22 protein-coding genes are annotated in these 26,858 nt (G+C 35.2%); 9 read left to right on the top strand and 13 right to left on the bottom strand.

Annotated elements, in window-relative coordinates; genetic code table 11:
• Positions 1–66: 66 nt before the first annotated feature.
• The 5 genes from B4N43_RS04465 (at position 67) to B4N43_RS04445 (ending at position 3,284) form a co-directional block, all read left to right on the top strand.
• Complete coding sequence (locus tag B4N43_RS04465) at positions 67–447, top strand: hypothetical protein (RefSeq protein WP_286733078.1); 381 nt, start codon at positions 67–69, stop codon at positions 445–447.
• Between the two features lie 90 nt (positions 448–537).
• Positions 538–1,545, top strand: a complete 1,008-nt coding sequence (locus B4N43_RS04460; protein ID WP_286733075.1) for a helix-turn-helix domain-containing protein — start codon at positions 538–540, stop codon at positions 1,543–1,545.
• 35 nt (positions 1,546–1,580) lie between these two features.
• Positions 1,581–2,261 carry a hypothetical protein gene (locus tag B4N43_RS04455; RefSeq protein ID WP_286733073.1) on the top strand — a complete coding sequence of 227 codons (681 nt, stop codon included), beginning with the start codon at positions 1,581–1,583 and terminating at the stop codon, positions 2,259–2,261.
• A gap of 237 nt (positions 2,262–2,498) precedes the next feature.
• The gene (locus tag B4N43_RS04450; protein WP_286733071.1) at positions 2,499–2,717 is read left to right on the top strand and encodes a hypothetical protein; all 219 of its coding nucleotides are present in this window, start codon (positions 2,499–2,501) and stop codon (positions 2,715–2,717) included.
• Positions 2,718–2,894: 177 nt separating this feature from the next.
• Entirely contained in the window at positions 2,895–3,284 is a 390-nt protein-coding gene (locus B4N43_RS04445; RefSeq protein ID WP_286733069.1) for a hypothetical protein, read from the top strand.
• A gap of 44 nt (positions 3,285–3,328) precedes the next feature.
• Here B4N43_RS04445 and B4N43_RS04440 read toward each other — a convergent pair whose 3' ends face one another.
• Genes B4N43_RS04440 through B4N43_RS04425 form a run of 4 tightly spaced genes read right to left on the bottom strand, consistent with a single transcriptional unit; the run spans position 3,329 to position 9,658 of the window.
• Positions 3,329–4,663, bottom strand: coding sequence for a RagB/SusD family nutrient uptake outer membrane protein (locus B4N43_RS04440; protein ID WP_286733068.1), 1,335 nt, complete (start codon positions 4,661–4,663; stop codon positions 3,329–3,331).
• Positions 4,664–4,667: 4 nt separating this feature from the next.
• A complete protein-coding gene (locus tag B4N43_RS04435; protein ID WP_286733066.1) occupies positions 4,668–7,880 on the bottom strand; it encodes a SusC/RagA family TonB-linked outer membrane protein in 3,213 nt (1,070 codons plus the stop codon).
• Entirely contained in the window at positions 7,877–9,265 is a 1,389-nt protein-coding gene (locus B4N43_RS04430; RefSeq protein WP_286733065.1) for a TlpA family protein disulfide reductase, read from the bottom strand. Before B4N43_RS04430 ends, B4N43_RS04435 begins: the two co-directional genes overlap by 4 nt.
• An 18-nt stretch (positions 9,266–9,283) precedes the next feature.
• Complete coding sequence (locus tag B4N43_RS04425; protein ID WP_286733063.1) at positions 9,284–9,658, bottom strand: hypothetical protein; 375 nt, start codon at positions 9,656–9,658, stop codon at positions 9,284–9,286.
• Positions 9,659–10,620: 962 nt separating this feature from the next.
• On the opposite strand from B4N43_RS04425, the gene B4N43_RS04420 reads away from it, so the two are divergent.
• From B4N43_RS04420 to B4N43_RS04405, 4 genes are all read left to right on the top strand, one after another.
• Entirely contained in the window at positions 10,621–11,208 is a 588-nt protein-coding gene (locus tag B4N43_RS04420; RefSeq protein WP_286733061.1) for a helix-turn-helix domain-containing protein, read from the top strand.
• A gap of 170 nt (positions 11,209–11,378) precedes the next feature.
• Positions 11,379–12,257: a HipA family kinase gene (locus tag B4N43_RS04415; protein WP_286733059.1), complete on the top strand. Its 879-nt coding sequence runs from the start codon at positions 11,379–11,381 to the stop codon at positions 12,255–12,257.
• Positions 12,254–12,805: a DUF3037 domain-containing protein gene (locus B4N43_RS04410; RefSeq protein ID WP_286733056.1), complete on the top strand. Its 552-nt coding sequence runs from the start codon at positions 12,254–12,256 to the stop codon at positions 12,803–12,805. The genes B4N43_RS04415 and B4N43_RS04410 overlap by 4 nt, the downstream gene beginning before the upstream one ends.
• Before the next feature lie 192 nt (positions 12,806–12,997).
• On the top strand, positions 12,998–14,044 hold the full coding sequence (locus B4N43_RS04405; RefSeq protein ID WP_286733053.1) for a retron St85 family RNA-directed DNA polymerase: 1,047 nt from the start codon (positions 12,998–13,000) through the stop codon (positions 14,042–14,044).
• Positions 14,045–14,053: 9 nt separating this feature from the next.
• Here the strand turns inward: B4N43_RS04405 and B4N43_RS04400 are convergent, their stop codons facing one another.
• From B4N43_RS04400 to B4N43_RS04365, 9 genes are all read right to left on the bottom strand, one after another.
• A complete protein-coding gene (locus B4N43_RS04400) occupies positions 14,054–16,669 on the bottom strand; it encodes a tetratricopeptide repeat protein (RefSeq protein WP_286733051.1) in 2,616 nt (871 codons plus the stop codon).
• 120 nt (positions 16,670–16,789) lie between these two features.
• A complete protein-coding gene (locus B4N43_RS04395) occupies positions 16,790–17,488 on the bottom strand; it encodes an HNH endonuclease (protein ID WP_286733048.1) in 699 nt (232 codons plus the stop codon).
• Positions 17,489–17,757: 269 nt separating this feature from the next.
• Positions 17,758–19,779 (bottom strand): AAA family ATPase, encoded by a 2,022-nt coding sequence (locus tag B4N43_RS04390; protein WP_286733046.1) that lies wholly within the window; start codon positions 19,777–19,779, stop codon positions 17,758–17,760.
• Positions 19,780–19,990: 211 nt separating this feature from the next.
• Positions 19,991–21,793, bottom strand: coding sequence for an ATP-dependent nuclease (locus B4N43_RS04385; protein ID WP_286733045.1), 1,803 nt, complete (start codon positions 21,791–21,793; stop codon positions 19,991–19,993).
• A gap of 76 nt (positions 21,794–21,869) precedes the next feature.
• Positions 21,870–22,130, bottom strand: coding sequence for a heavy metal-binding domain-containing protein (locus B4N43_RS25475; RefSeq protein ID WP_376749025.1), 261 nt, complete (start codon positions 22,128–22,130; stop codon positions 21,870–21,872).
• A 386-nt stretch (positions 22,131–22,516) separates the two neighbouring features.
• Positions 22,517–23,254 carry a restriction endonuclease gene (locus tag B4N43_RS04380; protein WP_286733042.1) on the bottom strand — a complete coding sequence of 246 codons (738 nt, stop codon included), beginning with the start codon at positions 23,252–23,254 and terminating at the stop codon, positions 22,517–22,519.
• Between the two features lie 246 nt (positions 23,255–23,500).
• Positions 23,501–24,019: a hypothetical protein gene (locus tag B4N43_RS04375; RefSeq protein ID WP_286733039.1), complete on the bottom strand. Its 519-nt coding sequence runs from the start codon at positions 24,017–24,019 to the stop codon at positions 23,501–23,503.
• 101 nt (positions 24,020–24,120) lie between these two features.
• The gene (locus tag B4N43_RS04370) at positions 24,121–25,296 is read right to left on the bottom strand and encodes a PD-(D/E)XK nuclease family protein (protein WP_286733037.1); all 1,176 of its coding nucleotides are present in this window, start codon (positions 25,294–25,296) and stop codon (positions 24,121–24,123) included.
• 196 nt (positions 25,297–25,492) lie between these two features.
• Positions 25,493–26,080, bottom strand: coding sequence for a hypothetical protein (locus B4N43_RS04365; protein ID WP_286733035.1), 588 nt, complete (start codon positions 26,078–26,080; stop codon positions 25,493–25,495).
• Positions 26,081–26,858: the final 778 nt, after the last annotated feature.

Below are 26,858 nucleotides of genomic sequence, written 5' to 3'. Positions count from 1 at the left end.
GAGGTTAGGACAGGACGGTTGCTAATTTGATCTATTTAAATAAATATTTGCAAAAATACAATTTGAATGAAAGAGAACTTCGACAATGCAGGTGTGGCGCAAAAAGTAGCCACGCTTCTTGCGCTACCCTTAGCGGAGCGCGCGCTAGAGATGCAACTTCTTAAAGCCGATTTTGCAGTTTGGATGGAACACAATTTTAACCTGAAAGCCCATCAGGTGCAGCAGCTCTACGAATTTCCCCAAGGGTTTCAGAAACAACTTGGCACTGCGATAGGCAATTATCTCATGCAGGGCAACATACTTCAATTTCAAAAAGACGACAAGGGTGATGATGATGATCCAGAATTTAAGGAACTTATGGTTCACGGCCTCGATGAATGGCAGGATACTGTGGTGCGGCTGGCGTTCACTCCCCTGTTTATTCGGATATCCTACAGAATGACCTAGCACCTGAGCGATCCCCCGTTATCCAAAAACCATTTCCCCCGATCATTCCGAAATCCTGACCGGGGGGATTATATTAACCTATACCCAATTATGAAGAAAACATTACAGATCGATCTCGCAAAGGTATTTGACGATCCACACAGTCCAAGAACTGATTCACTCAAGCCGCAAATAAGTATGTCCAATGCGGACTATCAACATTACGAGAACCAACATGGGCAGGCCTGCCTGCAGCAGTTTGACGGCATGCTCGGCTACATCAATATATTGGATATTCACCTGCCTGCCGATATTGTCATTCCGATGCAAGTTACAGCGTCGGATATGCATATCTTTTATCTCTTCACAGAAGATCGTGCCATTCAGATCAGGGATGTCCAGAAGCGGATCAGTTACAGCATCTCTTGCAATCGCGGCCGCTACTTCTACTTAAATACAAGTAATTATGAAATCCATATTCCTGCCGGAAATCATACCCTCGTTAACTTTTATTTCCGCGGCAGCATTTTCCGCGATGGCAACGAGCGTCCCTTCCAGTTTCTTCACGCCTTGATCCATGCCTATCGAAAACAAGATCCGAATTCGTGGTGCAGCATCGATTTCCGTGCCGGCACCAGGACTATATCACTGATGAAAACCATTGCATCAAAAATCAAGAAAGGCGACCTCGACAGTGAGGTCAATATCCTCTGGGGTATCAAAAAACTGATCCAGCTATCGAAGGAAAAGATCTTTGAAGAATATGACAAGATTTCGGAATCCCAAATCAAATCCAAAGAAGCCCATGCAGCTATTAAGCAGGCAGTAGCCGAGCTTGGCCAGGATTTTAAACTGGACGATATTGCCTGGCAGCTCGGAATCAGTATGGACTATCTGCATCAGCTTATCCAACTTCATTATGGACAGAGTCCCCAAGAGCTGAAAATAGAATTTATGCTGGATCTCGCCAAGAAATATATTGTAGACGGTATGCATACCGATGAAATCGCCTATGAACTGGGCTATGCGTCACCCAGCAGCTTTGCGCGCTTTTTTAAAAAGAAAACCGGCATGACCGCAACCGAGTTTTTTAAGCGATATACCCAAGACTATTTATAAAATTCATTGTTAAATGAACCTAGTAACCTAAAAACATGAAAGAAATCATTAAAAAAAGCGGAAAATTTTTCAGAGCGATAGGAAAACTTTTTATCGCTGAGCCAGCTGACAAAAGCACGCTAATTGCGAGAAAAGTCTGCGGTAAATATAGAGCCTGGAAATATGGCCCGCTACGTATTTGTATCGAGATGGCCGCCTCCTATTTCCCTGAAAATTATCAGCTTGATGAAGAGGTACTCAAGGCAGCAAATGCTGCTGGCAATATTTATTCTCCAAAAGGGATGCTTTATTATCTGTTGTTCCATGCAAGGAAGATAGCAGCACCGCGGCAGCCATTGCCCATTAAAACGAGCTATAGCTATGTGGCATGGCAGATGATCAATCTATCAAAAGTGAATATCGTAACAACCCTCACCAAACACCCTCGTTTAATAGAAATTCGTGAGGAAACGCTGGAACTGTCTGCTGCTAAAGCCGAGATACTGATCTTGAGCAGCGGTGGTGATTATCTTGAAGTAAATCATCTTCTTTCGAAGATTGACCTGACACATAAATATGTAATTATCTGTTCTGTTTTTGAAAAAGCCTTTATACGCGAACATATTCTTTACAGGGTAGACCGGAAAATTAAGCCAAATTTTAAAAGCGAAAACGAATACCTGGCATTCATTGATGAAATTATCCAAGAAGCCACCACAATACCTTTGAAAATTTAACCGTCGTGTCCCCTCCCAAGGGGATTTTTTATTGCTTTACCTATTCATTATTCCAAACCTGTATATACTCGGTTCCAGATTCAGGCAAGTTGACCTGCTTTTTGCTGGCGAACTTTGGTATAAGTTAACGACGAAAAAGTTAGTAGGATAAAAACAAAGAAGTAATAACAGCCCAGTGGGCAGATCGCGCTAAGGATGCGCCGCTGCCAATAGAAAAATGGATCAGGTAAAACAAAGTTGTATGAACAGAAAGCACCATATATTGAACACGAAGAAAGCCCTTTTCCGCTGGATCGGAAAGCTATACTCGTCCCTGAGGACGCAGGTGCATCTGCTGTCTATGCCCAAGGCATTGGTCAGCAGGCTGGTCAAAGCCCCGTTTCAACTGGACACTTTACCGCATCGGAGTGCCTTCGCCCAGAAGAGAGTTGTACAGCGAACGTTGCACAACCGTAAAGGGGCACTGTTCACGGAAATCCCGGATGGCCCTTAGGGGTCATCTGGGAACAGGCAGGCTGCGTATCGGGATGCAAAGCCAGCCAGCGAGGTCTGCTAAAAGACACCCAACAACATAAAATTAATCAAAGTTTTTTGAGGCAACCTTTTTTTGATCGGATAAAAAAGACCACAACAATGAACAGCAAAAAGTTTATTAAAAAAGCTGCCATCGCCTTCGGGTCGGCATTGACTTTAGTACTAGGTATCGCATTCGCGGTAAATGCAATGGAAAAGAAAGTGGATAAGCAGTCTAATATTGAAACACTATCCACATTTGTTCCGGATCAATGGTTCCAGTATACTGGACCAAATTCCTCTGATCCTAATTATGAGGATGAAATAATGGATCCGAACAACTATACACCAGTTACATCACCTTCCTGTAGCACTGGGGCACAATTGTGTGAGGTGCATGGTGAAGATAATGGAAGTGGGAAACCTACTCAAGGAAGTTTAAATGAACTGGAAGACCAGATTCTAAAAAACGAACCTCAAGACACCAACAAAGTGCGTTTTCATAACTAAGTAGGTTAGGGATAGTGGGACAATTTTCATTGTCCCACTTCCGATTATGGGTTTTGTTCGATGCCGCCCCGTTCAATGACCTGCAGCGGAATTTTATAAGCAAATTCCATCACACTCTTTCCCTGCATCGAAACGACTTCACTGTCAATTCTCCTTTTAAGATCAACTATCCTATTCTCAGCAGCAAATCGTCTTAAGTCCGTCCATCGCAGTCCTCTAAATACAAGTTCTCGCCGCCTTTCCAAAAGAATAAATTCCAACATAGATGCTTCGCTAACCGGCAATGTTGGTATCTCAGCATATCTATTTTTTAATAATTCCAATAAAGTTAATTTGGCATCGCTCAGTTGCCCGGCCCTACATTCAGCTTCTGCTTTATTCAATAAAACTTCTCCTACCGTCAATCCGATAAATATTTCCTGTCCAGAAGGGTTATAATTACCGGTAAACGCGTAGGTGCCATTGGCATTTTTCGTAAAAAACAATTCTTTTCTCCTATCCTCCTTGGCATAACTGTTATACAGCAGCGTATCCACGGTAGCCTTATCTTCCAATAAAACACTTGTAGGGATCATCAAGGCATAAAAGATAATATCATCATTATAGGCATCGAATGGACGGGCTCCTGTTTTTTTAATTTGATTATAATCAATTGTTTTTCCACCTGTCGCCAGCGCCCTATCTGCATATGCCAGTGATTTATCATATTGTCCGAGTCCAAGATATACCCTGCTTAACAGCGCCAGAGCCGCTGTTTTATTAGGTCTGGTTGGGTATTCATATTTTTTATCCGATAAAAGCCCCACAGCCTCTTCCAGGTCCTGTAATATCTGATTGTAGGTTTCGCCCAAACTTGACCGCTGTAATTTCTCATTTATATCCGAATTGGTCTTAAGTACTATTCCCAAGGCATTTTCATGGTCTTTGTTATAATACTTACAGAATACCTGTGCCAGTGAATAAAAAGAAAAGGCCCGCTGATATAAGGCCATCCCTTTCAGCTCATTGCGACTAAGGCCATCCGGCAGATAATTTACCTTATCAAGATAATCTAATACCACATTGGAATAAAAAATAGTGATATAAGAATCGCTCCAAAGGGCATTTTCGGTAGGCTCTGTGGACCAGAGGTAAGCTTCCCGATATTCTACCATTGAAATGGCTTTAAAATTTGCATCTGTCAGGTAATAATTGTCGGAAGCGACCTCCAGAAGCCCGGGATTTCTGAACGAATGATTGTCCAAAATGGCTGTCAGTTCAATGTTGCTATTCGGCGTATTAAGTTTGGAATCGGGCTTTTCTTCCAAAAATTTCTTGCACGATGTTATAAACAAACAACAGGCAAAATAAAATAGCGATAGATAATATTTTGATTTCATGTTTTTAAAATTTTAGATTAAATCCAAAAGTGTACTGTTTGGGAACCGGAATTGTATTTGGATAACTCGGATCAAGGCCTTTATCATTCTTGCGCCAGATTACTCCGAGATTACTTATGTAAATAAAGAAGCTTAATTGACTGATGTGCAAGGGGCTAATCTCACCCAATCGATACTGAAGTTTAATATCCTGCAATCTGATATGATCAGCCGGTTCGACCAGCACTTCACTATTTCCATAAAATCCGTCCGCCTTGTTCAATGGATAAGTCATTGCAGGTATAGTAGTCGACTTTTCATCGCCCGGCTTCTGCCACCTATTGTAAAAGTCAGGATGACCATCCCCCCTGCTGTAAAGATCTGAATAGCTTATGGAAGGCCTTCTGAAAAAATATTTAAACTGATACAGCAAAGAAAAGGACAGATTAAATTTTTTGTAATCAAAAAAGCTGTTTACAGTACCGTAGATCAGTGGCCGTTTAGATCCGTGCAACTTCAAATCTTCAATAGGAGCCTGTTTACCCGCCATCTTTGAATAATCTTTTGACACTTCGCCATTAAAATATCCCATCGGTTCACCTGTCTGCGGGTCAAGCCCCGCGAACTTATAACTGTACATGGCGTAGGGCATCACATCTTTATAGGCTATAAAAGAACTGGACACCAAAGAAGAAGCTCCCGGATAATCAACAAAAGTCTTTTTTACCCAATTGTTATTGTAGGTGAAGATAAAATCCGTCCGCCATTTAAACCGTTTATTGAAGTTAATGGACGATAAACGAACATCAACACCCCTTCCGTCTACATCTGCCACATTCATAAGCTGACTGATCAAACCTACCGTCGGATCCAAAGGATATAGATGGATCAGATCAAATGACTTTTTCCAGTACATATCCACACTTCCTGAAATACGGCTATTGAATAGGGAATAATCAAGTCCGAGGTTAAATGTTTTTATTTTTTCCCAGCGTAAAGAAGGATTGGGAGCAACAAGCACCTGCGCTGATGGCCAGCTAATACCGTACAAGGCGTTAAGTGTGCTATATTGAATTGTTGTATTTCCCGAACGTGAGGGATCAATATTCCCACTAAAACCATATGTAGCCCGGAATTTCAGTTCATTGACAGCAATAGATTCCATAAACCGCTCCTTCTTTATATTCCAGCTCAATCCAGCCGACCAGAGCGGATTCCATTTATCATTTGTATTGACGCCAAAAACATTGGAAGCATCTTTTCTGAAACTGCCACTTACCGTATAACGGTTCAATAAAGTATAAGATCCATTTCCAAATAATGATACGTATCTATTGTTTGTCTGGCTCTTGGTTATAAAAGAAGGTATCTGTGCATTGGATGCGAGATTATTGTAAGTAGGGTATCTATTCATATAATCAATTTGGGTACTATATATTAACTTTTCCCCATCATAACCATACATTCCATCCGAAAACGCCCTAACGGCTTTTGCGCTGACTTCTGAACCCAGTATTACGTTCACCCTGTGATCAGGATGATCGTTCCATTTAAAATCTACCTGAAAGCGACCAAAATGTGAAACGGCATTATTGCTTCCGAATTCCAGTATCCCACCAACAGGTATCGGTCTACTGACCACTCCATTTGTGCCGACATTGGTATATAGATTGACCATTCCTCTTGATCTTATGGAGTACTGGTCGAAAACCGTCTCATCATCGTCCTTTTGTATTTCGTTTCTATACCTAAAACTCAGTCCAAACAGTTTGTTGATCTGATAATTCAGCGAGGCGCTGGTCATTAAGCTGTTCAGCACAGCATTGCCCTTATTGTGCTGTAATTCTTCCAAGGGCTTATACGTCCAGTCCAATAGATTCGGATCAGCTAAACTTTCGATATAGCCAATGCTATAATTATAGGGTATTGAAAGAAACTGGCCGTCTGCAGTTGCCAATGAAGAATATGGATACCTGCTCCCGGAATTGTCATAGTAGCTGAGCAGCTGCGTCTGCCTGCTTTCTAATCTAGAATACATCATATCAAGCTCCGCCTCCAGTTTTCGCGTCAGCTTGAATTTATTATAAGCCTTCAGCGTAAACCGGTTATTATCTGAGGACACCTGAGTACCTTTTGAGCGGTCATACCCTGTGGATATACGAAAACTATTCCTGTCACCGCCGCCACTCACTGAAAAAGAATATTGACTGCTGATTGCAGGCCGATAAAGATATTTCAATAGATCATTTCTAATATCCGTCTGACCATAAGTATCCAAAACATCATTAAGTTCCTCTTCGGTAAGCAATCCTTTCTTCTTTTTCTCCATGGCCTCAATCGCCATCGGAAGGATGGGTTTGGATCTCGAATTTATATTCGAATTGTAATAGCCTTTATTGTATAATTCCAGCTGTACCGCAATCAAGTCAGCATTCGCAATAGCCTGTCTTTTAAAAAGGTCAGGTTTTTGAACGACAGCGGTATTTTGACTCGCCTCTACCACCAGCGATGAGTTTTGTTTACCTCGTTTTGTGGTAATAACAATAACACCATTGCCCGCCTGTGCTCCCCAAATGGAGCTGGCGGCGGCATCCTTTAAGACAGTGATATTCTCCACATCATTTGGATTAATGGCATTTATATCACCACTATAAGGAAAATTATCGACAATGATCAGGGGGTAATTGGCCCCTCGGATTGAGCTTACCCCATGTATGTTGAGTGACTCATTTGCAAATTTCCCTGTATTGTTAAAATTAGCATTTACATTATCCGAATACATACCAGAGATCATGCTCTTGACACGTGTCAAAATATTAGATGCTGGGGAGCGATTGATATAAAGTGAATCTATTTTCTCGAACGATCCAGTAGCACGTTCTTTTGGAATATACTGAAAACCTGTAGAGAATACAGCCTCTTGCAATCGGATCGAATTACTTTCCAGGACGATCAGGATATTCACGTCATTCGACCTGACAACATATGATTTGGGTACATAGGATATATGCGAAAATTTGATGGTATCGCCGACCGAAAGACTGTTTATATTGAAGGTACCGTTTTTCTGAACCTTAAAGTTGCCCTTTCCTACCGAGATAATATTGACATCTGAAAGCGCCTTTCCTTCTTGGTTCTGAACCCTTCCTTTTAGTGTTATGGGACGCTGCGCAAACACTTCAAGCCGCAACATAAAACAGATTGCGACCAATAATATATAATAGTTCAACTGTTTCATCGCTGTATAATTAAGAAGTTTACAATTCTTTTGTCTTTTTCGACAATGAGACCGTTTTCTTTTAAGAAATTACAGAGCTTGCCCTTCGTCTCAAAGTCCTTCACTGAATAGTTGGGAATAAGAACTTCGCCTTTTATTGAATCAATAATCTGCCAATTAGTCCTAGTCAGACGAAGATCTTTGATCAGATTTTTTAGCGTTTTAAAATCCCTGCCAGATTTAGGTTTTATGGCTGTCCTCCCCTTGCCCGCCTTTACAACAATACATTCAACCAATGAATCCCTTACGCAGACATTTAAGCCCAGGCAGCTGTTCAAGATATTGGCCATATTGATCTTGCCTATGGATTTTGATTCAAAGCAGATCAAGTTTTTTTTCTCCCAGTTTCCTATACCCTCGCCTTTAGAAAGATAATATTCGAATCTTTCCGGATCAGAAACATTCCAGATGATCTGATTATAGGCAAATTTGTAGCGGTCAGCATAGGCCAATCTGTATAAGCTCAGAATGGATCTATTTCGATAAGAAATAATCTCGTAGGGACCGACCATAGATCTTTCAAAAGGGCTTACATCTTTTATATGGTCGGTTATAATTGTATAGCCCAATAGACTGTCATGGGCAGATTGTACCTTCTGATTAAGCCCAATATCCATTATAAATTGATGGAAATTTGGTTGGAGTTCAGGTTTGAGTTCCGCATGCAATACACCTTTTGTGGCAAAAGTAAGCAGGTCATCTTTCGTGATCTCCTTGCTTCCCGTGAGGCCAACGACGACACCCTCTTTATTTATCCATACCAGATGAGGTATACTTTCATGCGGGAAATAACTTTTCAATCTGCTGTCAGCTATAATACTTCTCAGACCAGTGCCTTTTAATAGGTCATTCCTTTTAAAAAAGGACAAAATGGACTTTTCTTTCTGTTCTGAGACTGCAACAAGGCCTATATCTAAACCTCGGCTAAAATCTGAAAGCTTAGCTAGCCCGGTTAAACAAGGAGCACATCCCGTATTCCAAAAGTCTAACACGAGTGGCCTTGCCCTGAACTCCTTAAGTGAAGCTTTCTGTGTACTATTCAATTGCTCATTAAAAAAGAAAAACTCACTGTCCCATAATTTTTCGGGTATTGTATCACCGATCTGCAGCGGAGATGGCCCATTGGCCCCGCTGTCCTTGCGGGGCGTCTGAGCCGATAAACTAAACATATGAAATACAGCAATGCAAGTAAAAAGCATTGTTGTATTCTTCAATGCCTTTAAAAAACAAGTTAAATAGGATTGAAAAACTAGTATGAATAAGATTACAAGTAGTGTAATCTGTATAACTGGAATATTCACTACCTTATCCAATAAGGCAGTGAATGATTTTGATCTTTTTATCATCTGCTTATGGATTAGGTATTATTCAGCAATTCTATTAAAGAAATTGTGGATCCTTTTCTTGGCTTCCAAATCCGCCGTAATGACTTCCGCAGGCTCTGCAAAGGTAAATGGCACAGCATCGATGCCTATCTTGCGAAAGTGTACCAGGAAATAAGCCATCAGCGCACGGCACACTTTCATCAAAAAGGTATGCATCTGCTTTACGTCGGCAGCATCTTCCTGTACCGCACACTTTCTATAGTTTTGAAAGAGTACCCACAGGGTTTCCTGACAGTCATTTATTGTATGTTGGGGCCAGAACTCCCGAATGGTTTTCAATGGATCGTATCCATTGTCGTATATTTCATAACATGCTAGCTCAAAGGGCAGCATGTTGTTTGATTTTTGGTTCATAATTTAGTTTTATCAAGTATGGCAAGCCCTGAGGTACTATCGGAAAATTAGGCCATAGCATCCCCTATAGCGAAAATTTCGCATTCAAATGGCTTGCCTCTGCATAGGTCAAATATGATCTATGCCAAAATGGACAAATAAGATTAAAAGTCCGAAAAGCGCCCTGATACAATTTCAAAACATAAATAGGGTTAATTATAGCGCTCCCTGCCGGAAAGAAGAAAATACCGACCTACAGCAATATTGGATTGCAATAAAAACTAGGGGTAAAAAGTTTGGACTGAATGAAAATTTGCTTAATTTTAAGGTGCAAATATTAAATCAAGCTGTATCATTGGCCAATATTACCTTTTAATGCAATTATATTGATAATAGGTCGGTGACAGGCGTATAAAGAGGGAAACTGAACTGGGTTCAGCTGTTTTTTCATTTATAGGAAAGTCAACACTTCTCCTTTTTATTGCTCTTTACAGCCTGTTTTTTATTGAGCGCAACCTATTCGGGGGCACGGAATATGTTCTTTAAAAGTGATTTGCGGGAATACCTAGTCAATCCAACTTGGATCGATTGAGGGTAACGGATGGTGTTTGTTCGTTTCGTTCTCATAATCGTTTTTGGTTTTTTATGTGAACGATGTTACTCTTGAATGTTCTAGGCTTCGAAGTAGATTAACCAAAGAATGAACCTTAATGCTTCTGACCAGGCATCGCCAAACGCCAACCTAACCGAAGTTAGGGTTCCCCAAAAGACTGACATAAGGTTCACCCTCTGGTAATTTTTACAAATATAAACATTACACAGAGATATGGCGAACCTACGGTCATCTCGTGGGAATTTGGCGATTTCGGAACGAGAGTGACATCGTTAAGTTGGGCTTACCACCCTACTTTTCGCTATAACTACATGACAAATATAAAGATATAGATAGAATAAATCAAATAAAATTAAATCTATTTACAAGAATGGCCAACGAAGAATTCTCGAGAGCACTTAAATATCTAAGACTTAAATTTAAATTAAGTCAAGAAACAATAGCAAAAATTGCAGGCATCATACAATCAGATTATAGTGCCTTTGAACGTTTAAAAAGAAAATTGAATCTAGATGATGCTAACAAGATTTCCACACGTGTCTGGGGAGTTTCCTATAAAAATTTTGTTGAGTTCTCTAAAGAGGAAATTGACTTAAAAAAATTACCCTCACCTACTCATGCAGCAATAGCGGAAAGTACAGGTAGTAAGCTAAGATCAACAGAGAACTTATTGGCAAACGAACTAGATCGTCTCATTTTGGAAGGTTATCTGAATAAACCAACGACAGCGAAGCATCTCCATTCACAGATGGATAAAAAACTCGAAAAAAAGAAATTTACTGAAATCACAAATCTCCTCAGCAAACCTCCACGCAACCAAATGATTGTACCACTTTTTAAAAATAGTTCGCCAAAGATCTTTATACACAGGGATTATGCTTCTAAATATGAAAAAATGCGAAAGGAAGAGGTTTTGGAGTTAGTTGGAAATAATAATAAGGAAAACAATAAGAAATAATATAATCGACATAAAACTAACTCGTCTCTCTTAAATACAATTTGTTAAATTTAATATAGTATAAATAATAGTTGGCAGTTAGCCTGTGTATAGTAAGTTCGAATTATAACAACTCTTAATGAAAATGTGGAAAGTAAAATAAATTATTATATTGGAGGAAATATAATTCGATGAATTTAATAGAAGTTACTACATTAATTGAAGTGATGAAAGGGGGATCAACTAAACCAATTTTGGTGGCTGCATTGAATAATGAAGGAATTTTTGCCCATTATGTCGTAAAATTATATAAGACAAAGCATGAACGATCAGCATATCCCACCTTTAAAGAATGTGTGGTTAACTATTTAATAGACGAGTTTGAGTTGAGAACACCCAAATGTTATTTAGCAAAAATTCCTGAATACATTATACAATCAGGTTCAAAAAAGGTTACCCAGTTTAAAATGGAGAATGTACAACAGTATTCATTAAACGAAAGAAAACTAAGTTTTGAATATATAAAAGCATCTACAGCCGGATTTAATGATCAATTTGAATTTTCTATATCCGAGTATGCGACTATTTATGCCTTCGATTTTTTTATTTTAAATGTTGATAGAGGGGGACAAAATAATAAGCCGAATTTAATGATTGATGATGAAGGTTTTTTCTTAATAGATCATGAACTAACTTTCAACTTTTTAAATAATTCAAATTTGGATGACGTTGGAGAAGACTTACATTTAGATTCTAGTGATTTACACTCGGACGATATAATAGTATTTGAAAGAATAAAGAGTTTAATACAACAAGGAAAAACTAATTACAATTTTAGGAAACATCTTTTTTTTAATAAGCTAAAACAAGATTTTGATCCTAGAATATTTGACGATTTCATATTTTTACTTGAAGATTTATCCATAATAAAATTTAAACTGTATATCAAACACCTCGAAGGTAACGGAATAATATGTCCAAGCAGTAATCTTTTAATTGATTATGTAAAATTTGTCCAAGAAAATATTGTTAGTTTTGAAACTAGTTTATATAACTCTTTATCTGAATGAACGAATTAAAAATTAATGTTAATATTTTAAGATACAATCACTCGCATTTATTGGGCGAATTAATTAACGTTGGCTTGCTTGTTTATTATGTGCAAGAGCGAAAAGTTGATTTTTTCTATATAGACTCTTTCGATAGGTTGACTTTGCTATACCCTGACTTTAGAGGGACATATCTTAAACAGCAATTTAGCTTTATTCAAAAAAAAATAGCATCAATCGATACTAAAGAATTATACGAAGGTGGAAAAAAACTAAATATTTTATCTTACTTAGAAAAAAAGATTTTGCCTAGAGATTCTTCCCAATTGCAATTTAGCGAGAATATAAATGTTTCTTATCCTAAAGAATATTTTATAAAGAGTGATTTTGAACGCAACTTAATTGAATCCTATTTAGTAATAGAGGAGCAGTCCATAAAAAGATCAGGGTATACCCTTTTGGATAAAATAGACAACAGGCTTAATTTGTGGATTACGCCAGATGAAAAGAATAAAATTACGAAAATCAAAAAAGATTTTATATATTTACCTAGGAAAAAGAAGCTTTAAAATAAATCTTTATAGATGGGTATTGCGAGTCGTAATGCTTTTAGAGAATGACCATTCAAGCTTTCAGGTGGAAAGAAGGCGTCAAAGTTTCGGCCTGCGGCCTTCAACATTTGCCACCTTCTTTCCACCTTTGTCGATAGGCTCATTATACTGTTTTAGAGTAGTATAATGAGCCTAAATTGATTTTTAACAATGGAATTTTTAGAATATTCTGAGAAATTTAAGGAGAAAGCCTATAAGGCAGGCTATACTGAAAAAGAGATTAATGAATATTTAGCGTACGCTAAAGTATTGATAGAAAATAAAATACCTGTAATATTTGATGCATCCCATTTAGCATCTTTAACTGGCTATAGTACTCGCTACATAACTCGAGCGGCACTTTATACTAAACATTTCTATAGAAGTTTTCAGATAAAAAAAAGAAATGGCAAACTTCGAACTATTAATGAACCACTTCCAAGTTTGAAAGAAATTCAGATTTGGATAAATCAAAATATTCTTCAAGAACTGAAGCCAAGTAAATTTGCAAAAGCATATCTCAAAAATAAGAACACTGTAGACAATGCTAAGTACCACAAAGGGAAAAAATTTGTTTTATGCTTAGACTTAACAGATTTTTTCCCATCTATATCTGCACAATCTATCGAGAATTTATTTATTAAATGGGGCTATACAAAAGGGCTTTCTAATCTTTTTTCTCGCCTATGCTGCCTAAATGGTGCTTTATCGCAAGGGTCACCTACTAGCCCCATGCTTTCTAATTTGATAATGCTTGATTTTGATGAACGTATTGGAAAATTTGCGGTTGACCATAATATTAGATATACACGATATGCAGATGATTTAACTTTTAGCTTTAATGATAATATTGACTATCATCTAATAATATCAAAGGTACAGCTCAGTTTAAATGAAATCCCCTTTTGTAATTTTCGTTTGAACCCAAATAAGACGCAGTTCCTAACACAGGATACACGTCAAATTGTAACTGGAGTGGTAGTTAATGATAAGTTACAAGCTCCCAAAGTTTATAGAAAGGAAATTAGGCAGGAAATTTTTTATATAAGAAAATTTGGTTTAAAAAGCCATTTAATTAAAATAAATGAAGAGAGAGGAAACTACTTGTACCACATACTAGGAAAGATAAACTACTGCTTAAGTTTAAATAAGGATGATAAGGAGATGAAAAATTACAAACAGCAGATCACTATGCTACTTAAAAATTCCACAATATAAATTCACTTTCTATCCAAATCTGGTAAAGTAGATTCCAGCTTTATCTGCGTATTTATTTTCCAAAAGAAATAACGAATCTCTAAACGCAACCAAATGTTTACTGTGTATTTCCAATATTTTAAAAACCCCTATTGTGTTTGGTAGACTCACTTCCTGTCCTCTGGCTTTATTCAAAAGTACTCCCCATAATTGGTTCTCAAATTCTAAAATAACTCCATCAGAAATCATATTGTCGCCCGCCAAATAATATTTGTATTCTCGATTATATACGTCTGTTAATACCACAAGGGTATTCTCTCCTACCTGATCTAAGAATAATTCTTTGTTTTTAAAAAAGTTACCATGGTGCGTAGACAAATCAAAGTAATACTTCTGAGCCTCAAAATTATCATAATACAACACCCTCAATTTATAGGCTAAATCAAATGCTTCCTTTACATATCCCATCATTGATAATTGGCCCACTAAATCAAATGAAGCCATCACATCGAATCCACTAAAGTCGTCTATACTTAATATTAAATCAACCGCTTTATTAAAATGCTTATTTTCTGCGTAATACCTCGCACCTAAATTTCTGAATAGGTTAACATCTTTTGATGCCTTAAGTTTTAATCCCTGTTCCAAAACATTCTTTAGTTTCTCATTTAAACCCATTTTATGATATGACCAAAATAGGAATTGTCTTGAGTTGAAATCTAAATGAATAAAATCTCTATCTCCAAGTAAGGCAACTACTTTTTCATAATTCTGTAAGTAGTAATGGCATTCTGCAAATCGGGGAGTCATTGCATTCAGTGAATTATACTCTTTTAGCTTTTCGAAATAAATCAATGCTTCATTATATTCTTTTAATTCACAAAAACCATCCGCTAATTGCATCCAAATAAAAGCTTCATTACGCGAATCATACTTCTTGTTCTTTGCCTCCCTTAGTACACTTAGCGCCTCTCGAAAGTTTCTATTTTTCATATTATAAGCGAATAATCCTATATATCCATAAATATATTCCGGGAATTCAGAGATAAGTTTACGCGAATATTTGATTACTAAATTGTAATCTTTCAATTCAACACCATTTAAGATGAGATTATCTAATACTAACGATTTATATTCGAGGGGTAACTTATCATATGCATCCATTAAAATTCTCTCTAAACCGATAGTGTCCCCTTTCTTCGAAAAAAGCCTAGCTTCACAAGCCAGTGTCACAAAACGCTCTTCATCATTAACACTAATTTTTTTGTTCTTCCAATCTTGCAACAAAAGCTCACATCGTTCGAATCTATTATTCTTTAAATGAAAAATAAATAGCCCTTTAAATGAAGAAAAGTATGGATCAATATTCCAAGATCTTTCCAGGTCTCTTTCAGCCTCAGCCCTCTTAGATAAAGCCATATAACACAGCGCTCTATTATAATAAGCTATTGCCAAAATTTTATCAGCACCACTTTTCTCTAATAAAGCTATAATCCTGTCATACAAAGCGATAGCTTTTATAACAACTTTTAGCTCATGATCGGTAAATACAAGTAGCTGTAACTTTTCAACGGTGAGAACTGAAGACACGATTAGTCCTACGTAAATATTGATAATCTGCCAATCCTTAAAATCCTCTCTCTCAATACTCGCTTCAATTTTCCAAAATAATTCTTTTGCTTCCTCTAGTTTCCCTTCTGCATTATACAACTCCAACAACTTAATAATAATAAAACTTGACTTTAGAAGCGTTGAAGGAATCTCATTTTGTAACCTTGCTGCAGAAATAATACCTCCTTTGCATAAAAGAAAAGCTAGCCATAGGTTTGGGTTATCAGTACCAAGAGATATTGCTTTATTAAAGTAGTAGTCAAACTGTTCTTCCTTTTTAAGGATAGCATATCCCAAACAAGTATATGCCAAACTTTCCAGCGTTTGATTTCCTAATTCATTAATTTTCAAAAAGTAAGAAGCTCCATCAAGATTTCTACCCATGTCCAATAAAGTAACACCTGTATTAGCGAGTAATTTAAACCTTACTTCATTTGATAAATTGTTCCATTTATCTTTTTCAAATTTCTGAAAAAAACTTAATGCACCTATGTATTTGTTATCGCTTCGAAGATCAATACCGATCTTCAATATATCGCTATATAAATTATCTCGATTAGTGGAAACATTTGCCTGGGTAGAACTAATAATAGTAATCTCCTGTGTTAAGTTGTGTAATGATAACTGAGTGCGATTATTCTGATCAATAATATGATCTAGCTTCTCATGAATAGAATCAACAACTTGGTCGAGCGCTTCGTCTTCTAACTCATAACGGTTATTTAAAAACCTTTGTTCATGGTTACTTTTCATCAATTTTAAATCCGACACTCCATATTTCTCTACATCGTCCGTTACTTTATGATGTTCATGACATAATAGAATTAGATTCTCAAAAGCTCTACGCTCCTCATCTGTTTGATCTTCATTATAGCGTTGTCCATTACGTTCAGCAGCTTCAATATGACACAATTGAGCGATATATACACCCTCATTATTAACCAAAGCATGCCTACAACCGGGAAAAGCACATTCATTTCCCGATAATGCAAATAATTGTCTTAAAGTTGATGCTTTGGGAGCTGTTCTTGCCATAATAAATTTTAAACAATAAAAATAGTATTAATTTTCAATTCAGTATCTCGAATAACAGTGTATTCAATACCATTTTTCAATAAGATTGCTTGTACTATAGAAAAAGAATCATCTGAGATATCAATCAATGATACCAAGCTGCTTTGCAATGTCTTGTATCATTTTAGATAATGGTCTTTTATGAATATCTGAAGGCCTATCATAATTTCCAAGTAAAAAGCGATAAAAATTACCTGTCAAAAACTTTCGATCAAATCCGTCTTCTAAACTTTTTAAATAGGAACTATTATAAATCTTACTCTTCCATATTAGTTCTTCAGCAACATCTTTCAAAGTATCATATGTCGATTGAATTTTAAATAATCTATCGTGTCCGTTATGAAAACGAGCTGAAAATTTTATCTTTAATGTCTCTGAATCCTGCGAGAGCATATATTTTATAATTGAATGTTTATCAAGTTTAAAATCAAAATGATCAATTGTAGTAGGATCAGTGGTATACAAAAAGAACTCACTATCATTGTTAGTTTTGTATTTGTTGCAATTCGAGCAACAAGGCGCAAGATTGTAAAAATTTGTGCATAAATATGGATATTTAGATTGAGGCTTGAAATGGTCTAGCTCAAATTTTCCAAAATTATTCTTATCAAGATGGATTGAAAGAGCATAACTGGCATTACAGTATACGCAAGAACGTAGGCCTAGTTGTTTTATAAATGGTAAAAATTCTTTATCCCGAACAGCATCGTACCTCATTGCTGATGTAACATAACTATAAAAAGTCTTATTTTGTGAGCCTAGTTTAATTCTTTTCTTCAAATCTATATTAAAGGAAGAAAATGACTGTGTATGTATCTGATCGTAGTTTGACGGATGTAGATCATACAACGTATTCAACAGGGATAAAATGGTAGTTACATAACCTGAATAATCAGAATTAAGCCTACGTTTATTTCGTAACTTTGTTCGCAAACTGAGCAATCTTGCCCTAGGCTTATCAAATGACGAAGCTCTTGTTGTAAACACGGTATTCGAATAATTGGCGGCCATCGCTACAACTTCAGGTGTTATCAATATTGACCTCATTTTTAATTAATTTTATCTTGGTTCTTCAATTGATCTTTCAGAGACTTTATCTCTTCTTCTTTCATTCTTAACTGATCCTCAATCGATATGATGTCAAATGCTTGATGAAAAAGGGATAGAAGATTATCTTTTAACAATGGCTCTCCAATAATGTCAATAAGACCCTTTAATGTATTTTTACTCCAATCAGATTTTTTTGGCAGATTTCCCCTATCTATTTTATACATTAATGCCTTAACTGCTGAGTTAATCTGATTCTTAGCATATTCTCCCATAAATCCGCCAGAAAGAAAAAAACTTTGATATAATATATCGTTTAAATTAGCAGCAAATGGATTGACAAGATTTTGATCAAACAATTGCTCGCCCCTCTCAAGATATAAGATGTTAGTTTTAGGAATATCAGAAAGGATAAAAGGCGAATGCGTCACAATCAAAATATTAATAGAGCAGTTTCTAAGAATATTTAGACGATTAATCAAGTCTAAAAATTGGTCAATAAACTTTCTTTGATATTCCGGATGAAAACAAATTTCTAATTCATCAAGTATTATATTAATATTTCGGTACCTAATCCGATGAGTATTTTGTATCGACAACAGATTTTTGATGTGATAAATTATGGTGCTAACTGTGTATATAAATTGTCGCTCACCTGAGCTAAGATCAGAAAGTCTCATTGTGCTATTTTCCTCGACTCGTAAAAGCATTACTTCTTGTATATAATAAGGGGGCGGTAGGTATTCCATTATTTCATTTAAATCTTTGTAAATGGCCTTATTTAAATAGGGTTTATAAGAATCGAGAGTTAACTGTTCTAAATGCTTGTCATATAAATTTATGTAATTTAAAGTTTGAAATATTTTCGTATTTACATGAGACTTGTCAATTAATATTTCCTGAATCACTAATTTTAAATCTTCTTGCTCTAGTGAGCTAGGTACCTTATCGAATGAATGTAAAGGTGGAATATTTTGAAATTGTTCATATTGAGGATATTTACTTGATACATTAAGCGTCTTATACACCAGATAAGCATACGGTATTACATCTTCCTCTTTTTCTAGTTTAGGAAATAGATTATATTCCTTAATAATGAAACTTGCTATAGATCTCCCCTCCCGAATAGCAAACAACAATTCAGATAAGTGAATACTGAGGTCAGCCGAATTGTATTTTTCAAAAAACTTTGGAAGGAAGTGTTCAATATTATTATTATAGTTGATTGTTGCTAATTGATAACCTTCTAGAAATTGCTTTCTTTTATTTCTAGTCTCAATAAGTAATGCAGATATTCGTGATTGTGTGAGATAGTATTCCCTATTTAAATTTAAAATTCCGTCTTCCCTATAGGGATTAAGTACAATTGGAGTAATGTATCCGTCATTCTTTCTAAAAAGACTGTCGAGCCAATTTCCATTCGTTGTAATACCAGTACCTTTACCCGTTGCCATCTCTTTTACCACCTCATTTTTAAAATCCATATTAACAAGTGATTGAAGAGAATAATTTGTCACAATGGTATAAAAACTAGCGGACGCAAGATCTCTAATAACCTGAGGTTTAGATTGATTATAGTCTTCAAAGGATTCAAAATCAGAATGAAACTCTCCAAAATATACTTTTTTATCTCTTTGGATCAATGCTAGTGACTTATTTCTAACAAAAATGGTACATGCTTTGTCGTCAACGACATATTCTAAATCGACCGACAACCCTTCGATGAGATAGATTGGTTCTGCAGCAACACGTTTTGGTCTAGTTCCTTTTAAAATATAGTAGGAATAATTATTAATAATCCTATAAATTAATTCTAGTATTGAACTTTTACCACTTCCATTCTTTCCCACAATTGTATGGATAAATACGCGTTGACCAAATAACTTACGGGAGATGGTATCATCGGATAAACTTTTGTCCAAAGTATTAAAAATAAATCTAGTACCTTTTAATACCTTCTTATATTGAGGATCGCAGTCCGGATGAATTCTAAGTTCTTGTAATAGAAAATTTTTTATATCCATTTAAGTGTAATAAATAATTTTAAATTTTACTATGAGTTTTGAATTCACAGTGTTATTGCAAATGCATTGATTCTTCAATCACGAATAATATATGCTTCACTGAGGAGTTATTTTACAAAAAAAATATAGTATAGTCAGATAATTTAGATAATAATACATTTGATTTGACAAATTGACTCATTTAATGCACGTTTTTTTAAGTGTGGCATTCTCACTCCTTTTGATATATCTCTGGGGCATCAATTTCCTTAAAATGACTTAAAAATTCCAATAATTCAGGCTCAATTACTTCTGCCCACTCCTCTTTTGTCATTGAATTAAAGATATCGACATTTTGTCTTTTATTTATGCCTTTTTCTTTGAAATAGGTAGATATATCCTCATCATCTTTAAAAATATCAATTTCTTCTTCTTTAAGGTGATAATAATGCCTTTTTAAAGCAGCTGGATGAAAATAATATTCAATATTAGATTTTTTCAGTGAATATGCAGTACCGAATTCAACATTAAACTTATCAATAAGTTGTTTTTGTAAAACAGGCTTTTTAGGGTCTCTAATTTTTAATCCTTTATCACTATCTAAAAGTAAAAATAATGCTCTGCCGTTCTTTTTAAAATATTCAATATTAATGAAACTTTCAACACTACTACCTCCACATGGCAAAATCAAAACATTATTCATATCAATATTTAGAAGTTTTTTTGCAATTAATTTATAAAAGGTGCCATCATCTTGCCCTTCAACGAATAAAATTTTATCAAAGTTATCACGAAGATTAAAAGATGGCTTAATTCCCAATTCATCAATTATTTTAAACAAAAAGTCCTGCTCATTCCCCTGAACAGCATTTTCATAATTGGATTGACCGTCTTTTGTACACAAAACCACACCGTCCACATGAGTTGCACCCGCAAAAACTGGAGAATGTGTTGTTGTAACCACCTGACTATCAATCGACAACTCTTTTAAAGCATTCAATAAATCTTGTTGGGCTGTGGGATGAAGAAACGTTTCAGGTTCTTCTATTAAATAAATTATATTATTTCCCTTACTCTTTTCAGCCAAATATCTGAAACGCGCTACCATAAATAGTCTTCTATAGCCCGTTCCTTTATGTGTCATTGGGATAAATTTCTCGTCTCCATTAAACTGAAAAGAAACATCTACACTTTTAATTGCATCTTTCCAAGAAACATTAGGTGTTATATCAATATCTTTTAAATTAGAAGCATATTCTTGCATATAGGTTTTAAGAATATTTGCTTCTTTTCTCATTTCCACATTTATCTCTTGCTGAAACACGCGTAAACGCTTTTCTTCTCTTGTAAAATACTCTTCAATTTCCGTTACGGAAGCTGTCTTAAATTTAGTATCGGCCTCCAAACCATAGTCTGCTTTAAACATTTCAACATCGGGAAACAAAGAAGAAATTTTCATGTCATCTATTAACCAATAGTTTGATCTCGGTTCATCCTTAAAATGTTCTTTTATATACTTAATTTTTTCAGCTTTGGAGTTTCTACCTTTTCCTGCAACGGGAATTTGAATTTTATACGTCTCTAATATTTTAGTGACTTCTTCATCGGACTTGAAATACAACTCCCTTAAATCTTCTTTGTCAAAATCATTTAATAGAATATGCTCTTCATACCAGGATTTTCCCACCGATTTAACTATTCGCTTAAAAGAAATAGTGTTTTCGAATACTAAGTCTTTAACGAATTCTTCTAGTCCCTCAGCTTTCTTAACTCTTGATTTAACCTTTGACTCTAGTAATTCAATGATATTTTCGGCACACAAGCTAAACTCAAAGTCTATTGGTTTAGTCGAATCATTAAAATCCGTTTCTGTAATAGGAAAATTTCTAATATCTAAAAATGTGGCTATTGCATTTAATACAATCGTTTTTCCTGCGTCATTTTTGCCAACAACAGAAGAAAATCTTGATAGATTGACTCTTCGCGTTTCCCTTATTCCCCTATAATTTGATAGATTAATTTGTGATATATACATATGTACAATAATTAAATATTTAAATCGGTAAATTTTTGAATTTGGCTAACAGTCTTCAAATATGATAGAGAGTATACTATCGGTGCTGCAACTTTAGTAGATGTTTGTTCACATAAAGTTCAATATCACTATTCGACCTTGGAAAAATAAAACCTTCATATCTGACTTTGTGAAATAATAATTGGCAATAGCAATTTCCAATGTAACATAGTAAATCTACATAGCTCGCCCCTATATCGCTAAAGACATTGGTACCGATGACTACATTGGCAGCTATTGGATCATTATAGCGTGAAATCTCCCTCCCTTCGATGGAATTGGTCGTGGTTACTATCATGGCATTATACTTTTCAATCGGGCAAGGTTAATACCCAAGCCTAATATACATTATTTATGCTGAATTAATATGTTTACAGATATTAACTTTCAAGATTATTACAAACTGTAAGGCTAAGGTATTGGTTTGAGAGTAGGATTGGTTACGGGAAACCGTAGCTGATTTATTCAACTGTTTTAACAAGACAATAAAATAAATAAAAAGGCCTCCCTCGTTAACCGTCGAGGGAGGCCATGTTGGCTAGATGTCCGCTTGGGCTAGATGTTAACCGGCTTTGGGCATTCATCTACTGTAAAGATCGTGAGATTACTTGAGATAATTGTTGTTCATTTCTCACAAAATGTTGTTCAAAAATTCCATTCTAATTATAATTCAATTCCAAGAGGCTATTTCACTTCATCAAATATATGATCAGTCTCACGAAAATTCCAGATCAACCCACTCTTCGATAATGATAACCGTCTTTTATCAAAAAGTTCTTCCATGATCATCCACACCTGATCCGTCAATGTAAAATATTTTTTGGTGCTTAGTTCATCTATAGTCAAAAATCCGGTAACAGAACACTTTTTGATAGCTAGTATTCCGTACTCAATAGCTAGAAATAATTTTCTATCCGTTGAATAATCAAGTGTAACATTCTTTAAAACCTCTCTCCTTTTGGTTACCTCAGAAGCAAATTTTAGCAGATACGGTTTTAAGTTAACTTCTCTTCCATAAGCATCACGAAGTGTAAATAAATAGGCCGCACCTATCAAAGGATCAAAATGAACAATTTTATCTCCAAAAGTTATACTGGTTATATTAGCACGAGAGCGTGTGATGTTTAAACGAATATCCAAGGTTCCAAACTCTATGTCTTTTTTGTAATCCGTATCACTTTCTCCGGCTTCCCAAAGCTTAACTAGCTTTATACCTTTGTGTTCAGCATACTTTACGGTATCTTTAGTAAATCCTGATTTGCATACAATTATTCCTTTTTCTATACCCAAGTCAAGCATAGTTTCAGATAGTTTCATTACAATATCCTTATTAGCTTTCTCTTTGCAGTATTTACATTCAATCGCAGTGCGAATGCTTTTCGTACCATCTAATTGCTCAGTCAAGACATCAATCTGATGCATTACACCGGATTTTCCTTTTAGCTTACATGCATCCGTAACCTAAGACCTTGATACCATATTGCGCACCGAGGGATTCATATACGTATTTAGTAATGGCTTCATAGTCCTTCCAGTTTATTTTGGATGTCTTAGACATAGCTAGTTTTTAAGTTTCATTGATTATATAAAATGTGAAATTCATGTAATTGAATTAAATCGATATTGAAACCTATGCATTTTGTTCAGTCCAATAGCTAAATCATATTTCTATTTCCGATTTCTATTAATCCAACCATTGTATATTGCCAATTCTAACTCAGCTATAGAATCAAATGATTCCTTACTCATCCTAACTTTGGCAAATTCAATAAATCGTTTATAGGTTTCGACATTATCCAAATCCGTCCAGTTAAATAAGAAGTCATATTTTAATGCCTGTTGAATCATTCGATCGACGGGAAAGTGAGGGGGTGGATATCGCAAATACCCCAATGTCCATAAATATTTAAGATAAAGATTCAAGAGTTTTTGAGCTACACCGAAATTAATGTTCAGTCCAATATCGTCCTGACACCTCAGCGATAAAATATTTTGGATGTGCTGCTCATCTGAAACCACTTTATCATATTGATGAGCCAAATCTTCAATCTGTTTCCTCAATTCACGTTTTCGTTGATCTTTATTTGTATGGCCTTTATATACTTTTGCTCTCTGGAAAGATGCTTGTATGGTCATGATCCATACCTGATCAAGGTTAAATTGTTTTTGGATATCTTTTAAATTCATAAGTGGGGTATAATAACGCTTTCTTAGATTATTATTTGTCTTTAATAGATCCTAGCCCTTGACACGACAGGCATATATCCCATAACAACCTTTAATTACAATCAAATATTTTGAATCTTATAAAGCTGATCTATATCCTCTCGATTATTTAGGATGAGTCTTTCGACCAATAAAACTGTTCGCTTAGCGATCTGATATATCTCATCAAATCTTTGTTTTATATAGTCATCATCTTTATAACTATTAAAATCAAAATAAATACTAGTAATATTATACACTTTCCATGGTGTCATAGGATCTAAGCAAATCAAGCCATTCTTTGTAAATATTTGATGAATAAATTGATTCAATTCTTTATTAAAATCAGAAACACCTACAAGAAATACAATCCTTCTCTCTTCTTTTTCCATTGATATTTCGAATAAAAATGGTTCTTTTCCTTTCCATGCACGACTAGTAGTATTTTTTATAGGTTTCATGATCTCGGTAATAGGAGAAGTCGTAAATCTACTGAAACTATAATACTCAGACCCTCTTACGTAATTGGGAACATTTTGTTCTAGAAGCAGGTTAAACCGATGGGTGATATAATTGACGTCCGAATTGATATTTTCCTTTACAAAATCGAATACATCCTTGTATTGATTGTACAATTGCGCAGCAAGTAGGTTCTCAGGGTTTGTTTTCATTAAGGTAGCTTGAATTGCTTTTAAGTAATCTTCTATATATATTCTACTATGAACATTAATGTTAATTGTTTTATCTGTCAAAATATGATTCAAATGTTTGGCTATGGTGGCATAAGAATAGATCTTATACTCATTATTTGATATTGTTAATTTACCACCAGGCGTAAGAAAAACAAAAAATCTATTTGAGATATGAAGAAAATGTTGATCGACATACTCTCGGTAATTTGTTAGTTGATCAGAATGCTCACCACTATCAAACTTATTTTCGATAGCGACGATCAAATCATCAAATTGAATAAATAGATCAATATTATTAATAGACTCTCGCTTTATCCATTTGAAAGCACCGCGTTTAGAAAGCACTTCTTTTGGGATAAGATCTCCTAAAACTTTATCTAGAAATAGAGTACCAAGACCATGCTTTTCATTTGGGTTCAACAGCCAGGCAATAAAATTAGAATGTCGTATCTCATATCTATCTAATTTTAAAATTTGGAAAATATTCGGCCGCTGCAACAATGCTTTTAATTTTTGAAAATGTTCATCTTTTTCCAATTCCAGTAACTTTTCTGTAATTGTATGCATAAAAAATATCTAGGGTTAGTTTATAGCTTTATTTTTTCTCTTTCTCCGCCAGACGCTTATACCAGCTGTTATCGCATTCATAGGCTTTGTTACTTTCTTCGCAATGAGTAAAGAAAGTTTATTAAAATATATATATTTCCATTATCCAATAGCATACTGGAACTGAAAAGAAACGCAAATTTCAATCAACATCAATTTAAAACATAAATGCGTCTTCAATGTAAAGGAGCAAATTGTTAATTGTAGATGAATATGTTTCTTCCAATGCCTTCCGAGAGCTCTTATAGCCCCACAAATTGTCTTTTGATGAAACATTTGAAAACTCTCTTGTTTCCTTTTTATTCGATTTTATTATTGTACATGTAAGTGCTGTAATTGCATTCCATTTTCCTTTTGGAAAGATAAAAGAATTGATATTCCCTCCAACCATTCCAACTCCAGCTGAAATTTCCGTTCCAAATCCAGCGCCGTAAGATGATAGATTAATTATTATATTAAATTTACCCTCTTTTGGTGTGAGTTTATCATTAATCAAAACATTCGGAAATGTTCTCTTTACATCAGATATTATTGCTGATAAAATTTGTTTTGAATCTGTATCTGATTTGAGTTTTTCAGGGTTTACCCTCCTATCTTTTATAATTAAAAATACCGTGTCATTAGTAGATACATCATTACGAACAGCAAAATTCACTGCTGGTGGCTTCCATTCATAAAGTTTCTGAGACAATACATTTCCTATTGTAAATGTAAATGCAATAAAAAATAAAAATACTCTTATCATTTTAAAAGTGTTAGCCATATACTATTGGTAGATAAATATTTAGACAAAATTACTAGATTGCGATATCCTTAGTTTTAATAAAATCAGCTATCGGATCATTATAGCGTGAAATCTCCTTCCCTTCGATGGAATTGGTCATGGTTACTATCATGGCATTATACTTTTCAATCGGGTAAGGTTAATACCCAAGCCTAATATACATTATTTATGCTGAATTAATATGTTTACAGATATTAACTTTTAAGATTATTACAAACTGTAAGGCTAAGGTATAGGTTTGAGAGTAGGATTGGTTACGGGAAACCGTAGCTGATTTACTCAACGATTTTACTAAGACAATAAAATAAACAAAAAGCCCCCCTTATAATCATTAAGGGAGGCAATTTTGGCTAGATGTCCGCTTGGGCTAGATGTTAACCGGCTTTGGGCATTCATCTAATGTAAAGATCGTGAGATTAGTTGAGATAATTGTTGTTCATTTCTTATAAAATGTTGTTCAAAAATTCCATTCTAATTATAATTCAATTCCAAGAGGCTATTTCACTTCATCAAATATTATTATCTGTCTTACGAAAATTCCAGATCAACCCACTCTTCGATAATGATAACCGTCTTTTATCAAAAAGTTCTCCCATGATCATCCAAACCTGATCTGTCAATGTAAAATATTTTTTAATGCTTAGAATTTCTATAGTCAAAAATCAGGTAACAGAAAACTTTTTGACTGCTCGTACTCCGTGCTCAACAGCTAGAAATAATGTTTTTTCAAAAACCAAAC

The sequence above is a fragment of the Sphingobacterium sp. UBA1897 genome, assembly GCF_002337775.1.
Taxonomy (GTDB): Bacteria; Bacteroidota; Bacteroidia; order Sphingobacteriales; family Sphingobacteriaceae; genus Sphingobacterium; species Sphingobacterium siyangense.
This window is presented reverse-complemented; position numbering and strand designations above follow the sequence as displayed.